Here is a 16724-nt window from a genome sequence, read left to right as displayed (position 1 = left end):
TTACGCGCAAAAAAAAACGCCGCTCAAATGAGCGGCGTTTTTTTGAATTTGGAGCGGGAAACGAGACTCGAACTCGCGACCCCGACCTTGGCAAGGTCGTGCTCTACCAACTGAGCTATTCCCGCAAATGGCGTCCCCTAGGGGACTCGAACCCCTGTTACCGCCGTGAAAGGGCGGTGTCCTAGGCCACTAGACGAAGGGGACACGCTGCCCGGAACACATGGTGTGTGTTCCAGTGCCCAGATCCGCCTCCGAAGATTTGGTTCTGGTTTCACTCAGCCCTGCCCGAAAGCAACGCTGTTTAAAATTGGAGCGGGAAACGAGACTCGAACTCGCGACCCCGACCTTGGCAAGGTCGTGCTCTACCAACTGAGCTATTCCCGCATTGGCGTCCCCTAGGGGACTCGAACCCCTGTTACCGCCGTGAAAGGGCGGTGTCCTAGGCCACTAGACGAAGGGGACACACGTACAACATTCACTGCTTACAGCGTTTGGCTGAGTGCTTTACGCTGTAAGTGGCGCGCATTCTATGGATGGATTGAAGGGTCGTCAACCCCCAGATATAAATTTATTTAAATCAATGACTTCGCCCGGTTTGGGGGCGATCCGGACATTTTACCCGCCCGGTCTCTGGCGCCTATATTCTGTCACCCGCCGAGACGCTATAGTCGAGCCCGGCAAATGATGGCAATGTGCACCCATCCGGTTATGCTTCCTATAAACAGCACGACGCCCGTCTAATCGCGTCGCTCGGACCTATGCGCTTAAAAGCCAAGCCACTACACTCATGACATGCGTACCACAATAAAGAGGTCTTACCGGTGACACCACTCATGATCACCCTGCTCGTCGTAGCCGGGATCGCCCTGTTGATCGCCATTGGCTACATGAACCACGTGGTGGAAAACAACAAGCTGGAAAAGGCCCGCACCAAGGTAGAACTCAACGACCGCATGCGTCGCTGTGGGGAGCTCACCGAAACCTTCCCCGGGCAGTTGATGACCCCTGCCCTGAAGTTGTTGATGACGCGCCTTGAGATGAACGTCTGTCAGCGCCTGCTGAACCTGGAGAAAACCAATTCTGCGGTCAAGGCACGCCTGGACGAATTGAGCGCACTGGCCGCCCAAGGTGAATCGATCCCGGTGAACAATCCACCGGCACCGATCCAGACCGAAGCCAAGGCCAAGGACGTACGTTTTCTGCTCGAGGCCTTGCACGGCCAGATCACCCGTGCCGCCCAGGACGGTTTCCTGCCGCCTAACGAAGCCAAGCGCTGGATTCGCGAAGTGCGACACATCCTGGTGCTGCTGCACATCGAGTTCTTCAACAACCTCGGCCAGCAAGCCCTGCAGCAAGAACAACCCGGGCAGGCCCGCCTGGCCTTCGAGCGCGGCGTGCAGTACCTGCGCAAGCAACAGGAACCCCAGGTCTACGCCGAACAACTGGCCTACCTGGAAAAACTCCTGGCCCGCGCCAATGCCCAGGTCCTGGCCAGCACCCAGCCGGTCGAAGGCGAAGTCAACCAGTTGACCGAAGGGCTGAAGGAAGCCGAAGTCAACGACGAGTGGAAGAAGAAGAAAGTCTACGACTGATACGGCTCCACCCTATGCGGGTGGAGTTTCTGTGGCGAGGGAGCTTGCTCCCGCTGGAGTGCGCAGCGCTCCCACGAATCTTGGGTCTGCTTCGCCGCCCAGCGGGAGCAAGCTCCGTCGCCACGGGGCTGTAAACTATGCCCGTACACCGCCAGGCAGGCAAAACTGTTGGAATGTTGGACCTGCTATCGCGGACTCACAACCTGAAATGCCCCACCATCCCCTTAAGCTCAACCCCCAACTGCGCCAGCTCGATGCTGGAAGCGGCATTGCCGCGCATCGCCAGAGAGGATTGATCGGCGCTGGCGCGAATGCTGGTGACACTGCGATTGATCTCCTCGGCCACCGAACTCTGCTGCTCGGCCGCCGCCGCGATCTGTTGGTTCATCTGTTGGATCAGCGACACCGCCGCCGCAATACTGCCCAAGGCGCTTTCGGTCTGTAGTGCATCGCTGACCGCCATCTTCACCAACTCGCCGCTGCTCTGGATCTGCTGCACGGAAGCCTGGGCCGCTGAACGCAGGGCACTCACCAGTCGCTCGATCTCCTCGGTCGACTGTTGCGTGCGCTTGGCCAACGCCCGCACCTCATCGGCCACGACCGCAAAACCCCGGCCCTGCTCCCCGGCCCGGGCCGCCTCGATAGCGGCATTGAGCGCCAGCAGGTTGGTTTGCTCGGCCACGCTCTTGATCACACTCAGCACCGTACCGATGTTCTGGATCTCGGCACTGAGGCTTTCGATACTGGAACTGGCCGACGTGGCCGAATCGGCCAGCTGTTCGATGCGCACCATACTCTGACGCACAACCTGCTGGCCGCTTTCGACCTTGTCGTCGGCAGTCTGGGCCGCTTGTGCGGCTTCTTCGGCATTGCGTGCCACGTCATGCACCGTGGCCGTCATCTGGTTCATCGCCGTGGCGACCTGCTCGGTTTCTTCTTTCTGGCTACTGACTTCCAGGTTGGTCTGCTCGGTCACGGCTGACAGCGATTGGGCCGAATTGGCCAATTGCTCGATACCGGCCTGCAGGCCGCTGACGATACTGCTCAGCCCCGCTCCCATCTGTTGCATCGCCTGCATCAACTGACCAATTTCGTCTCGGCGCGTCACCTCCACCGTGGCGCTCAAGTCACCCGACGCAATCTGCTGGGCCACGCGAATGACACTGCGCAGCGGCGTCACGATCAGCCGGGTTATGACCCACGCCGCGATCAATCCCACCAGCAACGCCAAGGCCGACGAACCGATGATCAGCAGCGAATTTTTCTTCAGTTCGGTCTGCATGGCCTGGTCTTCGGCACCGAAGGCCTGGTCAACCCGCGCCACCACTTGATCGGCCCGCTCGTGCAGTTGCTGGTAGACGACTTTTTCCTTCGCCAGCAGGCCGGTGTATTCGGCCAATTGTTCATTGAACCCGGCGATATGCCCGGCCACTTCATTCAGCACGGTCTGGTAACCCGGGTCCTTGACCGTGGTCTTGAGCACTTCGGCCTGTTTCATCGCCTGCTCGGCCTGTTCGATGCTGCCTTCTCCGGCGCCCTCGACATTGCCTTTGCGACTCTGGTCCAGGCGGACCCGCGCTTCGTTCATGGCCTGCAACATCAAGCGGGATACTTCGCTGACCTGGTTGGCCTGCTCGATGAACTCGGCCCCCTCCTTGCCCTCGGAATCTTTCAAGGTATAGGTGCCATCATCCGCCAGCCCGGCCTGCAACACATCCAGGTTATTGGCGACGCTGGACACCGACCAACTGGCCATTTCCAGCGCCAGGTCCTTGCTCTGGCTCAACCCGACAAATTCGTCGAACGCCTTGCGATACGCGCCCAGCGCCTGCTCCACGTCGTTCATCACCGGCACGTTGGCAGCCGACTGCACCTTGAGTTCGTTCGCCTGGGCCACCAGAGCGTCGACCCCCTGGCGCAACGCATCGGCGGTCTTGGGGTCGGAGCGCGAGGCGTATTCCTGCTCCAGCAGCCGGACCTTGAGCAACCCGCTGTTGAGGGACGACATCTGTTTCAGGCCATCGAAGCGATGGCTGATGGTCTGCAGGGACCAGACACCGATGGCCGCGACCACTGCGGTCAGCAACAGCACCAGGACAAATCCGATACCCAGTTTCTTTGCCATACCCAGGTTGGCAAAACGTCCTTGCACGGCGGAAATCATTGCGCTCAGTCCTCTGCCAGTGTGTGTTGATTGCAGATTCGCAACGAGACGCCCTGCAACACAAGATGCTGGCGTCGGAATAATGGCAAAAAGCTACAGCTGCGTCGTTTTCAGGACACTAGAGGTCGATCCAGAGCCGCTGCCCGGAAGAACGCCAGCGCCCTGGGGTCACGGGCATACGCCACGTTGATCCGTAGCCAGTCACTGTCGGCACCCGAAGGGCTGAATGCGCTACGCGAAGACAGCAGCACGCCAAAACGCCTGGCCAGGCGCTGTACTCCAGCGTAGTCACACAATGGCGGTCTTGCCCAGATGAAAAGCCCGCCGGCCGGTTTGCCAAAGACCTCCCAGTCGGCGTCTTCCAGTACCTGCAACAGCGCCGCCATATCGGCACCCAGACGCTGCCGCTGGCGCTGGACCAGCTTGCGATAGGCGCCATTGGCCAGGAGGCAGGCAAGGACCGACTCACAGAACCGCGATCCCCCCATGCTGGTAATGCCCTTGACCTCGCTCATGCGCGCAATGATGGAAGGTCCGGCCACCACGAAACCGACGCGCAACGAACTGCTCAGGGTTTTCGAAAAGCTGCCCACGTAGACCACCTCGGGATCCAGTGCCGCGAGCCGGGTCCGCGCCGAGCTCTGGAAATCGCCATAGGCATCGTCTTCGATCACCAGTACGCCGTGCTCCTTCGTCAATTGCAGCAGCCGTTGAGCGACGGCCGGAGCCAGGCTGGTGCCGGTCGGGTTATGGCAGGCGCTGTTGACGAATAGCGCAGTGGGCCGGTGCATCGCCAGCAGGTCTTGCAGCGCATCGACGTCCGGGCCGCGTGGGGTCCTGGGCAGTTCGATCATGTCGATGTCGTGCAACCTGAGCAGGTCGAACAGGCTGGAATAACCGGGGCTCTCCACGACCACGCGGGAACCCGGCGGCAACAGTGTCCGTACGATCAGGTCCAGCCCGTGGGTCGCCCCGGTGGTGGTCAGGATCAGGTCTTTATCGACCTCGATATTGAATTGTTTCAAGCGCCTGGACAGTTGCTCACGCAGGGCAGGCAGCCCCAACGACGTGCTGTAGTTGAACAATCCCGCCATGTCGGTGCGAGTGACCTGGCGGATCGCATAGCCCAGGTCGTCGCTTTCACGCCAGCTCTCGGGCAGCCCGCCACACCCCAGCTTCAACTCCCATTGCGAGCTGTCGCCCCCGTCGGTGAACGTGGCTTGCTGTCGATTCTGATCAGTGGGCTCGGGCCCGGGCGACGGGGGTGGAGCGACAAAAAAGCTGGAACCATGGCGGGACGCCAACAGGCCTTGGGCGACCAGGCGTTCACACGCTTCATTGACGCTGGACTGGCTGAGCAGGTTCTCCCGCGCCAGTTGGCGGACGGATGGCAGCCGAGTTCCCGGTTGTACCGCATCCTGTCGGATCCAGCCGGTCAGCGCGTCAACGATTTGCTGCACGACAGGCACCAGGGCCTGTCGGTCGATTCTCAACTCCATGAGTAACCAAGCTCCTAAGCATTTGTTTTATTTCCGGAAACAGTTAAGCACAGGCCGCAACGGGACGATGTACGACAACGTCGCCAAAACCGTCGATTCTCACCCTTTGAAACACATTGAAGGACCGTTCCGAGGTTTTTTCGAGCGCCCCACGAAAAAGCCCGCAACCAGTGCGGGCTTCGTCCTACAAGCCGAAGGGCAAGTCCTCAGAACGCCGTGACGCCGCCGTCCACCGCCAGGGAATGGCCCGTGGTGAAGGCCGCGCCGTCGCTGCACAAATACAGCACGGCGCTGGCGATTTCCTCGACTTTGCCGATACGCCCCACCGGGTGCATGGCATTGGCGAACTCACCTTTTTTCGGGTCCGCCTCATAAGCGCGACGGAACATGTCGGTGTCGATCACCGCCGGACAGACCGCATTCACGCGGATTTTCTTCTTGGCGTATTCGATGGCGGCCGATTTGGTCAGGCCGATCACGGCATGCTTGGACGCTGCATAGATGCTCATCTTCGGCGCCGCACCCAGGCCCGCCACCGAGGCCGTATTGACGATCGCGCCACCACCCTGGGCCAGCAGCAATGGCAACTGGTACTTCATGCACAGCCAGACGCCCTTCACATTGACCCCCATGATCGCGTCGAACTCATCGAGGGTACCGTCGGCCAGCTTGCCCTTCTCGATCTCGATCCCGGCGTTGTTGAAGGCGTAGTCAAGACGACCGTAGGTCTTGATCACTTCGTCCATCAGCTGCTGCACATCGTTTTCCAGCGTCACGTTGCAGCGCACGAACACCGCTTCGCCGCCCGAATCACGAATCGACTGCACCGTGCCCTCGCCACCCGCCACGTCGAGGTCCGCCACCACCACTTTCAGCCCCTCTGCCGCGAACGCCAGGGCAGTGGCCCGGCCGATGCCAGCGGCAGCGCCGGTAACCACGGCGACCTGTCCGGAAAACGTCATGCTCATTGTCTGTTCCTCGAAGAATGCGGGAGATGCCGCCAGTCTAGCCACAGGTCCCGAGGACGCGGCAGCACTATCCAACTGCCGGTTGAGCGCTCATGGGCGCCAGTGATAAGGCCCCTGGGCGAACTATCACTGCGTTGGATCGAACTGCATTCGCTGTATCAGCAGACCTTGCGGCAAATGCTTCGAAGGTCTATCAACAAGGCTTCATTCATCTTGAGTGCCCGCCATGACTGCCCAGACCAATCGCCAGTTCCTGCTCGCCAAACGCCCGGTAGGCGCGGCGACCCGCGAGACTTTCACCTATCAGCAAGTACCGGTCGGCGAACCGGCAGCCGGCCAGATCCTGGTGAAAAACGAATACCTGTCCCTGGACCCAGCCATGCGCGGCTGGATGAACGAGGGCAAGTCCTATATCCCGCCGGTCGGCATCGGCGAGGTGATGCGAGCATTGGGTGTCGGCCAGGTAATTGCCTCGAACAACCCGGGGTTCACGGTCGGGGACTACGTAAACGGTGCGTTGGGGGTGCAGGATTATTTCCTCGGCGAGCCAAGAGGTTTCTACAAGGTCGACCCGAAACTGGCACCGCTGCCACGTTATTTGTCCGCACTGGGCATGACGGGCATGACTGCCTATTTCGCCCTGCTGGACGTCGGCGCGCCCAAGGCGGGCGAGACCGTGGTGCTCTCAGGCGCCGCCGGTGCGGTGGGCAGCATCGCCGGGCAGATCGCCAAAATCAAAGGCTGTCGCGTGGTGGGCATCGCCGGCGGGGCCGATAAATGCAAGTTCCTGGTCGATGAACTGGGTTTCGACGGCGCCATCGACTACAAGAACGAAGACGTTCATGCCGGCCTCAAGCGCGAATGCCCAAAGGGCGTGGATGTGTATTTCGACAACGTCGGGGGCGACATCCTGGATGCCGTGCTCAGCCGCTTGAACCTCAAGGCCCGCGTGGTGATCTGCGGCGCCATCAGCCAGTACAACAACAAGGACGCGGTGAAGGGCCCCGCCAACTACCTGTCGCTGCTGGTCAACCGGGCGCGCATGGAAGGTTTCGTGGTCATGGACTACGCCGCACAGTTCGCCGCCGCTGGACAGGAAATGGCCGGCTGGATGGCCAAGGGACAGCTCAAGAGCAAGGAGGACATTGTCGAAGGTCTGGAGACATTCCCCGAGACACTGACCAAATTGTTCAGTGGGGAGAACTTCGGGAAGTTGGTATTGAAGGTCTGACACAAAACAACTGTGGGAGCGAGCTTGCTCCCACATTAGGGATCTTCGGTGTCAGGTCAGGCCAATTCGGCCACGACCGCCGCCAGCGCCTGAGCTGGGTCGGCGGCCTGGCTGATCGGACGGCCGATTACCAGGTAATCGGAACCGGCGTCCAGCGCCTGGCGCGGAGTCAGGATGCGACGCTGGTCGTCCTGGGCGCTGCCCGCCGGACGAATCCCCGGGGTCACCAATTGCAGCGACGGGTGAGCCGCTTTCAGGGCGCTGGCCTCCAGGGCCGAACAGACCAGACCGTCCAGGCCGGCCTTCTGCGCCAGCGCCGCCAACCGCAGCACCTGCTCCTGAGGCTCGACGTCCAGGCCGATCCCGGCCAGATCCTCGCGCTCCATGCTGGTCAGCACGGTCACGCCGATCAGCAACGGTTTCGGGCCGCTGCGCTGATCCAGCACTTCACGGCAGGCCGCCATCATGCGCAGGCCACCGGAGCAATGCACGTTGACCATCCACACGCCCATCTCCGCAGCTGCCTTGACGGCCATGGCGGTGGTGTTGGGAATATCGTGGAACTTCAGGTCCAGGAACACTTCGAAACCCTTGTCGCGCAGGGTCCCGACAATTTCCGAAGCACAACTGGTGAACAGTTCCTTGCCGACTTTGACCCGGCAAAGCTTGGGGTCCAACTGGTCGGCCAGCTTCAGGGCGGCGTCACGGGAGGGGAAATCCAGGGCGACGATAATGGGCGTCTGGCAGGCGGACATGAGCGGGCTCTCAGGCAAGTCGAAATCGGCGCGCATTGTAGCGGAACGAGCGCCCGTGCGGGACCCGATGATCGGTAAATATCATCGTCCCCCAGCAGCATGGACGATACCGGCCTTTGTGTCGAAGCCGATACATTCATGACATGCGTACAACACGTCGACACGCTACCGTCCGCCGCCGCAACCCGTCCTTTCAGCGCTTCACGCCTCGCGGTACGAAGCCTTATGCTGAGGGCTCAACCTCGCCGCCTTCTTTGCGGTTGGCAGCCTACCTGGCAGATGATGCATCCATGCAGAACACCCCTGTTGCAAATTCTGACGATCAAAAAGTACCCGACGATGACAAGCGCTGGACCACCCGCGCGCTGATCGTCGATGACGACCTGCCGATCCGCGAGCTGCTGATCGATTACCTCGCCCGCTTCAGCATACGAGCCAGCGGCGTGACCGATGGCGCGGCCATGCGCCAGGCAATGCAGGCAGAGCACTTCGACGTGATCGTGCTCGACCTGATGCTACCGGGTGAAGATGGCTTGCAGTTGTGCCGCTGGCTGCGCGCCGAATCGGACATCCCGATCCTGATGCTCACCGCCCGCTGCGAGCCCACCGACCGCATCATCGGCCTGGAGCTGGGCGCCGATGACTACATGGCCAAGCCATTCGAACCCAGGGAGCTGGTGGCGCGTATCCAGACCATCCTGCGCCGGGTGCGCGACGACCGCAGCGAACATCGGGCCAATATCCGTTTCGACAACTGGCGGCTCAACAGCGTGCTGCGCCAACTGATCTCCGCCGATGGGCTGGTGGTGCCGCTGTCCAATGCCGAGTTCCGCCTGTTGTGGGTCTTCATCGAACGACCGCGCCGGGTGCTCAGCCGCGAACAACTGCTGGACGCAGCTCGCGGGCGCTCCATCGAGGCCTTCGACCGCAGCATCGACCTGCTTGTATCACGCCTGCGCCAGAAGCTGGGCGACGACCCCAAGGCCCCGCAACTGATCAAGACCGTGCGTGGTGAAGGCTACTTGTTCGACGCGCGGGACATCGGTTGATGCAACTGCGCCTCGACTCCCTGTTCGGCCGCCTGTTTGGCGTGCTGTTGCTGGCGATTGTCCTGGCGCACCTGTTGGCGTTTGCCTGGTTTTCTCAATACGACAGGCCGCCTCCCGGGCCACCGCCGGAATTCTCCCGACAGGCCGAAAGCCCCCCGCGCTTCGGCCCGCCCCCTAACCGCCCTGCGCGCCCCTGGTTCGGCGGCCCGCTGGTGCCGCTGACCTTTCAATTCGTGTGCCTGATCGTCGCGGCCTGGTACGGCGCCAAGCTCCTGACCCGCCCCATCCAGCGCCTGAGCGATGCGGCCGAGCGCCTGAGCGAAAACCTCGACAGCCCGCCGCTGGATGAAAACGGCCCCCGTGAAGCGCGACAGGCAGCCCATACGTTCAACCTGATGCAGCAACGGATTCGCGAGCAGGTGCAGCAGCGTTCGCGCATGCTCGGCGCGGTGTCCCATGACCTGCGCACGCCGCTTTCGCGGCTCAAGCTGCGCCTGGAGCAGATCGATGACATCAAGCTGCAAGGCCAGATGCGCCAGGACCTGGACGACATGATCGGCATGCTCGATGCCACCCTCACCTACTTGCACGAACAGCGCACCAGTGAAGCGTTGCAATGGATGGACGTGCAGGCCTTGGTGGAATCGTTGAGCGAAAACGCCCAGGACCAGGGCGCCGATGTACAGGTCAGCGGGACCTGTGCACCGCTGCAGGTGCAACCGATGGCGCTGCGTTCGTGCCTCAACAACCTCATCGACAATGCCCTGCGCTACGCCGGTCATGCCTTGATTAGCCTGGAAGACCAACATAAGCAGGTGCTGATTCGTGTCATCGACCATGGTCCCGGTATTGCGGCGGACAAACGCGAGGCGGTGTTCGAGCCGTTCTTTCGCCTGGAAGGCTCACGCAACCGCAACTCCGGCGGCGTCGGCCTGGGCATGACCATCGCCCGGGAAGCCACCGAACGCCTGGGCGGGCAATTGACCCTGGAAGAGACGCCAGGGGGCGGTTTGACAGCGGTGATCAGCCTGCCTCGCACCTGAATCCCACCGATGTCCCTCTGTGGGAGCGGGCTTGCTCGCTCCCACACTCGACACTGCGCCGGGACTGAGTTTGTACACCCACCGGTACAAACTCCACACACCCCAGACAACTCCCTCGCAGAGGCTGCATAAGCCGGTGCACCCACCGGCTATCCCAGCCCAAGGAGAGCGCCCATGATCGGTAGCGTCAGCAGTTACTCCACCTATACCAGCACCAGCAGTACCGCAACCAGCAGTGCCCGCAGCCAGCAGTTTCAAAAGGAACTGCTGAGCAAGCTCGACAGTGACAGCGACGGTTCGGTCAATCAGGAAGAGTTGAGCACTGCCCTGTCGCAAAAAAGCGACGATGGCATCCTGGTCAGCCTGAGCGACAATTTCGGCGACCTGGACAGTGACGGTAGTGGTGACCTGAGCAGCGAGGAAATGGCCGCAATGGCGCCACCACCTCCGCCGCCACGGAGCCAGGCGCCGAATACCGAACTGGCCGATGCGCTGCTCAGCGTCCTGGACAGCGACGGTGATGGCTCGGTCAGCAGCGATGAGTTGAGCAACGGCCTGGCCAGCACGGACAGCGATGCCGACAGCCAGCAAGTGTTCTCGGCGTTGGACAAGAATGAAGACGGCACTGTCAGCCTCGACGAACTCTCCGCCAGCCTTGCACCACCGCCACCACCGCAACAGGCCTCCGGTGAAGAGCTGTTCAGCCAGCTCGATGCCGATGGCGACGCCACCGTCACCGCCAGCGAACTGAGCAGCGCCTTGCAGGCCGGTCGCCGCAGCGACAGTTCCACCGAACAGGCCAATGCCAGCGAAGCGTTGAACAGAATGATCGCCAACCTCAGCCGGCAGTACTCGCTGGATAACGTCGCCACTGTAGGGAAACACCTGAACGTGGCGACCTGATTCATCCGTACACACCTGGCCGCTCGGGAGCCAGGTTCGCGGTTGATTGATCGACGATAACCCTGTGGCGAGGGAGCTTGCTCCCGCTGGGCTGCGCAGCAGCCCTTAAAGCCAGACAACGCGGTGTGTCAGGTATATCGAAAAGATTGGTTTGGGGTCGCTGCGCAACCCGGCGGGAGCAAGCTCCCTCGCCACAGGGTCTTGGGCTTGCAGGGGTTACCGCGCCTGGCTTTTGCTCCAGTCCGTCAACAGGCTATACGCCACCGCCAGCAAGGTCGGGCCGATGAACAGGCCGATGAAACCGAAGGCAATCAACCCGCCGAACACCCCCAGCAGCACGATGACCAAGGGCAGGTTTCCGCCACGGCTGATCAGGTAGGGCTTGAGCACGTTGTCCACGCCACTGATGATGAACGTGCCCCAAATGCCCAGGAACACCGCCATCCCGTACTCACCCTTCCACGCCAGCCACGCCGTTGCGGGGATCCACACCAGCGGTGGCCCCATGGGGATCAGGCTCAACAGGAACGTGACGATACCCAGCACCAGCGCCCCCGGGACCCCGGCGATCAGGAAGCCGATCAGCGCCAGTACGGCCTGGGCCGCCGCGGTGCCAATCACGCCGTTGACCACCCGTTGCACCGTACCAGCCACCAGCTCGATGTAGTAACCGGCACGGTCTCCGATCAGACGCTCCAGCAACCCGTGGACGAATACCGCCAGGCGCGGGCCGTCGCGATAGAAAAAGAACACGAACACGATACTCAGGGTCAGCTCGAGTATGCCACCACCAATCTGTGCACTGCGCGCCAGCAGCCAGTTGCCGACCTGCCCCAGGTAAGGCCTGGCGGACACCATCAGCGCGGCCCCCTGCTGGTCGATGCTGTTCCAGATGCCGACCAGCCGTTCGCCCACCAGCGGTACACCGGCCAACCAGGTCGGGGCTTCGGGCAGGCCGTCGACCTGTGCGTCCTTGATGAACACGGTGGCATCACGCACATGGTCGGCCAGGTTGAAACCCAGCCACACCAGCGGCACCGCCACCAACAACATCCAGCCTACTGTCAGCAGCGCCGCCGCCAGGGATTCGCGGCCATTGACCCAGCGGGTCAGCAGGCGCATCAGCGGCCAACTGGCGAACGCCAGCACCGCCCCCCAGAACAGCGCCGACCAGAACGGCGCCATGACCCAGAGGCTTGCGCCGAACAACACCAGGAGCAGGATCTGCACCAACAGCCGATCGTTATTGATCATGTAGGGTCTCGAAAAAATGAACAGGAGCGAGGCAACGGCGTGAAACCCGCGGCCCCGAGACAGCTTAGCGCAGCAACTCCAGGTGCAATCCCGCCGCCTCGCCGCTGGCGGCCTCCATGCGCGCCGCCCGAACGCCCTGGCCCGCCAGAGCCTCGATCCAATCCTCGGCCCGGGGACCGGCGATACTGACCCGCAAGCCCGTGTCCAGGTTCAGCGCCCGGGACAACAGGCGCAACCAGGTGTCGTCTGGCTCACCGGCAAGACGCGGTAAATCCAGGACCCCAGTGTCCTTGAGCTGGCGCAGCAGCGTGGCCGACGTCGGCAGCAGGTCCCCCAGCGGTGCATTCGCCTCGAACTGCTCGACATGCAGGTAGGCCTTGCGATTGCCGCGGGTGATGGCATACAGCGCAATCAGTGTGTTGTCCGCCGGTGGAGCCAGGCGCAGCAGCAGGAAGGCCTGACCGTTGTCGGCGCCATAGAGCTTGGCGTTGCCGAAGACATCGTTGGCCCACAGGCTGCTTTCGCCGCAATCGCGGGCCTGGCACCAGAACAACAGCTCGGCGTCCTGTTTCTGCAACGCTTCGCGCGCGGCAGTAAAGGCCTGGGTGGCGGAATGTTCCGGCGGCAGTTCGTAAGTAACAGACGTGGCGTTCCCCCGGGCATCGACCTGGCCGTCGAAGCGCAACTGGCCGCTGATCTTGCGAATCGAGCCCATGGGATAGACGCGTTCCAGGTCGCTGGTTTGCCGGTAATCGACAATCTGCGCGTCGGGCATGCGCGGCACACGCTCCAGGTCGCGACTGCCTGGCACATCGACGGCGAACGACGCCGGGCTGAAGCAGGCCAGCACCAGCAGGACGAGTGAGTGAACGGATAATTTCATCGGGTCGGCTTGGCCTGGGACGCTTGGACGCAACGGGCGTCGTCGATGCACCGCGAGGCTGATAAACAGAGGTCTGTCATGGTTGTCTCCCTTTCAACCCGCCCAGCCTCGACAGTTGCCCGCCGCAAGTCAAGGAACGGTGAAGAACCGATTGAAACAGTCTGCTACAAGCGTGGCACCGACCTCGTCGTTCAGGTGTAGATGATGGCCGCCGGGCAACTGCTCATGACTGAAGGGTAGACGCTCCAGCAACTCCGGGTGCTGGGCCAGCATGCCGTCGGCGGCCACCACCAGATGCGCCGGACAAGCGACCCGCGCCACGAACGCCATGGCCTGTTCATCGGTCAGGCGCAAAGGCGATGGCAAGGTCAGGCGATTGTCGGTGCGCCAGGTATAGCCCCCGGGCACTGGCATCAGGCCGCGCTGGGCCAGCAATTCGGCGGCCTCGCGACTCACCGCCACCAGCCCCTTCATCCGTGCTTCGATGGCACGCTCGAGGGTTTTGTAGACCGGCTTGCGTTTCTGCTGCAGGTCCAACTGGGCTTGCAAGGCCATGCCCATGCGCTCGGCCGCGTTATCGCCTTTGGCTGTCGGAGGAATGACCCCGTCGATCAACCCCAGGTGCGTCACCCGCTCCGGCAGGGAGCCGGCCAGTACCAGCGAGACAATGGCTCCCATGGAGTGCCCCAGCAGGGCGAAACGCTTCAAGCCCAGTTGCTCGGCGACTTGCAGCACATCGTGGGTGTAGTCCCAGAGGGCATAACCGGCACCGAGTGGCCGATGCCCGGAGTGACCGTGGCCGGCCATGTCCAGGGCAATCACCCGCAGGCCCTCGAGCCTGGGCGCCAGGCGGGCGAAACTGTTGGCGTTGTCCAGCCAGCCGTGCAGGGCAATTACCGGCAGCCCGTCTTCCGGCCCGAACAGGTGGGCCGCCAATTCGATGTGCGGCAGGCTCAGGCGGACTTCCTCGACCACACTCATGCGCTGCGCCCTTCCCAACGCTGGAACAGGTTCTTGAGCAGGTTGGCCGTGTCCTGCGGACGTTCGAGGGGGAACATATGGCCGCCGGGCATGCTCAAGGATTCGCCATGGAGCATACGTCCCACCGAACGGGTGTGATGACGCATCACCACGCGACTCTGCCGCCCGCGCACCACGGCCAGCGGCACCTTGAGCTTACGGGGCCGCCCGGGGCTGGTGTGCGGCACGCCGCGGTAAATGCTGATTTCGGTGGCCGGGTCGAAGCGCAGCCGCAACCGGTCGCCGACTTGTTGCAGACCGTGTTGCAGGTAGGCGTCGAAGCAATCCGGATCAAAGCTGCGGAACAGGGTCTTGCCGGCAAAATACTGCCGGGCCGACGCCAGGTCGGCGAACTCCTCACGCCGACCCAGGGTCCGGCCCGCTGGCGTCAGGCGGTCAATGAAGCCCAGGCGCTTGGCGGCCAGGATCACCCACTGGTCGGTACGGGTCAGCAGCGGCGAATCGAGCATGACCACGCCACGATACAGCTCGGGGCAGCGCAACGCCGCGTGCAGGTGCAGCACGCCGCCCAGGGAGTGACCGACGCCCCACACCGGCGCCGCTTGCTGCTCCAGGTGATGGATCAGTTCGTCCACCAGGTTGTGCCAATTATCGTCCACCGGAAAACGCGGGTCATGGCCGTGCAACTCCAGATGCGCGACCTGGTACTGCGGCGCCAGCGCGGCGAACAGCTTGCCGTAGGTGGCCGAGGGAAAACCGTTGGCGTGGGCGAAAAAAATCTGTTGCGACATGACAGCCGATCCATTGGGGGAACTGGGGCAGATTGTCCGCAGAACCCGATGGCACGGCAATGACCGTAACTGACAGGAATGATGACAGTCGGGCTTGGGCTATGGGGTTGCATGAGCGATGAAACCCTGTGGCGAGGGAGCTTGCTCCCGCTGGCCTGCGAAGCAGGCCCAAAACCAGGCGACGCGGTGTGCCAGGCTAACCGCGTCGATGGGTTTATGGGGGGCCGCTTCGCTGCCCAGCGGGAGCAAGCTCCCTCGCCACAAGAGCGGTCCATCAGTCACAAACCTGTATTCATGTATCACCGCGCCGGCGGTTGCTCGCCCAGCGGCACCACGGCCATGGTCAGGCGCGACACGCAGTTGACTTTGCCCTCGTCATTGACCAGGCGGATGTCCCAGACCTGGGTAGTGCGGCCCAGGTGGACCATCCGGGCCGTGGCGGTCACCCGTCCGCTGCGCACACCGCGCAGATGGTTGGCGTTGATCTCCAGGCCCACGCAATAGAACTTGCTGGCATCGACACAGAGATAGGCCGCCATGGACCCGACCGTTTCGGCCAACACCACCGAAGCACCGCCATGCAGCAGGCCGAACGGCTGGTGGGTGCGATGATCGACCACCATGCTGGCGGTCAGGGATTCGTCGTCGAAAGACTCGAAACGAATGTCCAGCATTTCGCTGATGGTATTTTTACCGGCGGCGTTCAATTGCTCGATGTTGGGGGTGGTGCGCCACAGACTCATCGTTGTCGTTCCTTTATGGTTTTACTGTGCTCAACCCTTGCTGCCAACCTGCCTATGGGTGCCGGATGCCCTTGAGCGTCATCGCTCCGGCCAGGGGCAGGTCACCTTCCAGTTCAGCCAGGCCAGCCGTTTGCACTTGCTCGGGTTTTTGCAGATGGCCGTGCTGCAACAAGCCCAGCAGGCTGCCCACCAATGGGTTATGACTGACCAGCAGTACATCGTCCTGGTCCTCCAGATGCCTTAGCACCTCCGTCGGCCGGGTCTCCGGCGTGAGCCAATCGACGGTGATCAGTTCAGGTTCGAACCCCAGTGCTTCGCGCACCAGTTGTGCGGTCTGCTGGGCCCGCACATAAGGGCTGGCGTAGATGGCCCGCAACGGCTCGCCCATCAACCGACCGGCGCTGAGCAACACCTCCTCGCGGCCGTGCACCGTCAAGACCCGTTCCGGATCGGGACGGACACCATGGGGCTCAGCCTCACCATGACGCAATACCCACAGTTTCATAGCTTCGGCTCCTCGTCCCGGGCGGGATGCGGCGCCGGCGCCACGGTGTGAGGCGCTTCACCTTCAGGCGTGCGCGGGGTCGGCCAGTCCGCGAACGGCCAGGGTTTCTGATCGCTGTGAAAGGTGCCGAAACGACCTATCTGGGCCAGGAACTGGCTCAGGCTGTCGCCGAAATTCATCAGACTGGCGCTGGGTGCGCCGTAGATCAGCCGATAGATCAATTGCACCAGCACCACGGCGCCGAGGATGAATTGCGCCACCTGCCAGACCAGCAGGTAAATCACCATCCACAGCACTCGCAGCAGGATGGATTCGTATTGGGGTTGCCCTTGCGGATCGTTCATGGCTCGCTCCTGCTTGCGG

At 62.4% G+C, this 16724-nt stretch carries 16 protein-coding genes, 4 tRNA genes and 1 pseudogene; 5 read left to right on the top strand and 16 right to left on the bottom strand.

Features of this window, described 5'->3' with window-relative positions:
* Positions 1–49 precede the first annotated feature (49 nt).
* From BLU76_RS23695 to BLU76_RS23680, 4 genes are all read right to left on the bottom strand, one after another.
* Positions 50–125 (bottom strand) — tRNA-Gly (locus tag BLU76_RS23695).
* A gap of 3 nt (positions 126–128) precedes the next feature.
* Positions 129–204, bottom strand: a tRNA-Glu gene (locus BLU76_RS23690).
* Between the two features lie 104 nt (positions 205–308).
* Positions 309–384, bottom strand: a tRNA-Gly gene (locus BLU76_RS23685).
* A 2-nt stretch (positions 385–386) separates the two neighbouring features.
* Positions 387–462: transfer RNA gene (locus BLU76_RS23680), tRNA-Glu, on the bottom strand.
* 371 nt (positions 463–833) lie between these two features.
* Here BLU76_RS23680 and BLU76_RS23675 point away from each other — a divergent pair.
* Positions 834–1592: a hypothetical protein gene (locus tag BLU76_RS23675; RefSeq protein ID WP_092147893.1), complete on the top strand. Its 759-nt coding sequence runs from the start codon at positions 834–836 to the stop codon at positions 1590–1592.
* 196 nt (positions 1593–1788) lie between these two features.
* Here the strand turns inward: BLU76_RS23675 and BLU76_RS32410 are convergent, their stop codons facing one another.
* The 4 genes and pseudogenes from BLU76_RS32410 to BLU76_RS23660 form a co-directional block, all read right to left on the bottom strand.
* The gene (locus BLU76_RS32410; protein ID WP_371856966.1) at positions 1789–2493 is read right to left on the bottom strand and encodes a methyl-accepting chemotaxis protein; all 705 of its coding nucleotides are present in this window, start codon (positions 2491–2493) and stop codon (positions 1789–1791) included.
* Between the two features lie 204 nt (positions 2494–2697).
* Positions 2698–2874, bottom strand: a pseudogene (locus BLU76_RS32405) (HAMP domain-containing protein); the annotation flags it as partial.
* Between the two features lie 992 nt (positions 2875–3866).
* Positions 3867–5255: an aminotransferase-like domain-containing protein gene (locus tag BLU76_RS23665; RefSeq protein WP_092224705.1), complete on the bottom strand. Its 1389-nt coding sequence runs from the start codon at positions 5253–5255 to the stop codon at positions 3867–3869.
* Between the two features lie 206 nt (positions 5256–5461).
* A complete protein-coding gene (locus BLU76_RS23660; protein WP_057451989.1) occupies positions 5462–6223 on the bottom strand; it encodes an SDR family oxidoreductase in 762 nt (253 codons plus the stop codon).
* A gap of 226 nt (positions 6224–6449) precedes the next feature.
* Here BLU76_RS23660 and BLU76_RS23655 point away from each other — a divergent pair, with 226 nt between their 5' ends.
* Entirely contained in the window at positions 6450–7454 is a 1005-nt protein-coding gene (locus BLU76_RS23655; RefSeq protein WP_092224703.1) for an NADP-dependent oxidoreductase, read from the top strand.
* A gap of 56 nt (positions 7455–7510) precedes the next feature.
* Here BLU76_RS23655 and pyrF read toward each other — a convergent pair whose 3' ends face one another.
* Complete coding sequence (gene pyrF / locus BLU76_RS23650) at positions 7511–8209, bottom strand: orotidine-5'-phosphate decarboxylase (RefSeq protein WP_063324865.1); 699 nt, start codon at positions 8207–8209, stop codon at positions 7511–7513.
* 290 nt (positions 8210–8499) lie between these two features.
* On the opposite strand from pyrF, the gene BLU76_RS23645 reads away from it, so the two are divergent.
* The 3 genes from BLU76_RS23645 to xopAW all read left to right on the top strand — a co-directional run bounded on the left by BLU76_RS23645 (position 8500) and on the right by xopAW (position 11204).
* On the top strand, positions 8500–9258 hold the full coding sequence (locus BLU76_RS23645; protein WP_092147885.1) for a response regulator: 759 nt from the start codon (positions 8500–8502) through the stop codon (positions 9256–9258).
* Positions 9258–10301 carry a sensor histidine kinase gene (locus BLU76_RS23640; RefSeq protein WP_092224700.1) on the top strand — a complete coding sequence of 348 codons (1044 nt, stop codon included), beginning with the start codon at positions 9258–9260 and terminating at the stop codon, positions 10299–10301. Before BLU76_RS23645 ends, BLU76_RS23640 begins: the two co-directional genes overlap by 1 nt.
* Positions 10302–10475: 174 nt before the next feature.
* On the top strand, positions 10476–11204 hold the full coding sequence (gene xopAW / locus BLU76_RS23635; RefSeq protein WP_092224698.1) for an EF-hand domain-containing protein: 729 nt from the start codon (positions 10476–10478) through the stop codon (positions 11202–11204).
* A 216-nt stretch (positions 11205–11420) separates the two neighbouring features.
* On the opposite strand, the gene BLU76_RS23630 is transcribed toward xopAW, so the two are convergent.
* The 7 genes from BLU76_RS23630 to BLU76_RS23600 form a co-directional block, all read right to left on the bottom strand.
* Positions 11421–12458: an AI-2E family transporter gene (locus tag BLU76_RS23630; RefSeq protein ID WP_092147876.1), complete on the bottom strand. Its 1038-nt coding sequence runs from the start codon at positions 12456–12458 to the stop codon at positions 11421–11423.
* Between the two features lie 64 nt (positions 12459–12522).
* The gene (locus BLU76_RS23625; RefSeq protein ID WP_092147873.1) at positions 12523–13341 is read right to left on the bottom strand and encodes a DUF4892 domain-containing protein; all 819 of its coding nucleotides are present in this window, start codon (positions 13339–13341) and stop codon (positions 12523–12525) included.
* Positions 13342–13470: 129 nt separating this feature from the next.
* Entirely contained in the window at positions 13471–14322 is an 852-nt protein-coding gene (locus BLU76_RS23620) for an alpha/beta hydrolase (protein WP_092147870.1), read from the bottom strand.
* Positions 14319–15113, bottom strand: coding sequence for an alpha/beta fold hydrolase (locus BLU76_RS23615; protein WP_092147868.1), 795 nt, complete (start codon positions 15111–15113; stop codon positions 14319–14321). The genes BLU76_RS23620 and BLU76_RS23615 overlap by 4 nt, the downstream gene beginning before the upstream one ends.
* Positions 15114–15412: 299 nt before the next feature.
* Positions 15413–15856, bottom strand: a complete 444-nt coding sequence (locus BLU76_RS23610) for a hotdog fold thioesterase (protein ID WP_063324859.1) — start codon at positions 15854–15856, stop codon at positions 15413–15415.
* Between the two features lie 52 nt (positions 15857–15908).
* Positions 15909–16361: a phosphohistidine phosphatase SixA gene (gene sixA / locus BLU76_RS23605; protein WP_092147865.1), complete on the bottom strand. Its 453-nt coding sequence runs from the start codon at positions 16359–16361 to the stop codon at positions 15909–15911.
* Positions 16358–16705, bottom strand: a complete 348-nt coding sequence (locus tag BLU76_RS23600; protein ID WP_003204392.1) for a DUF4389 domain-containing protein — start codon at positions 16703–16705, stop codon at positions 16358–16360. Before BLU76_RS23600 ends, sixA begins: the two co-directional genes overlap by 4 nt.
* Positions 16706–16724 lie beyond the last annotated feature (19 nt).

This window comes from Pseudomonas sp. NFACC08-1 (assembly GCF_900106735.1).
GTDB classification, from domain to species: Bacteria; Pseudomonadota; Gammaproteobacteria; order Pseudomonadales; family Pseudomonadaceae; genus Aquipseudomonas; species Aquipseudomonas fluorescens_Q.
This window is presented reverse-complemented; position numbering and strand designations above follow the sequence as displayed.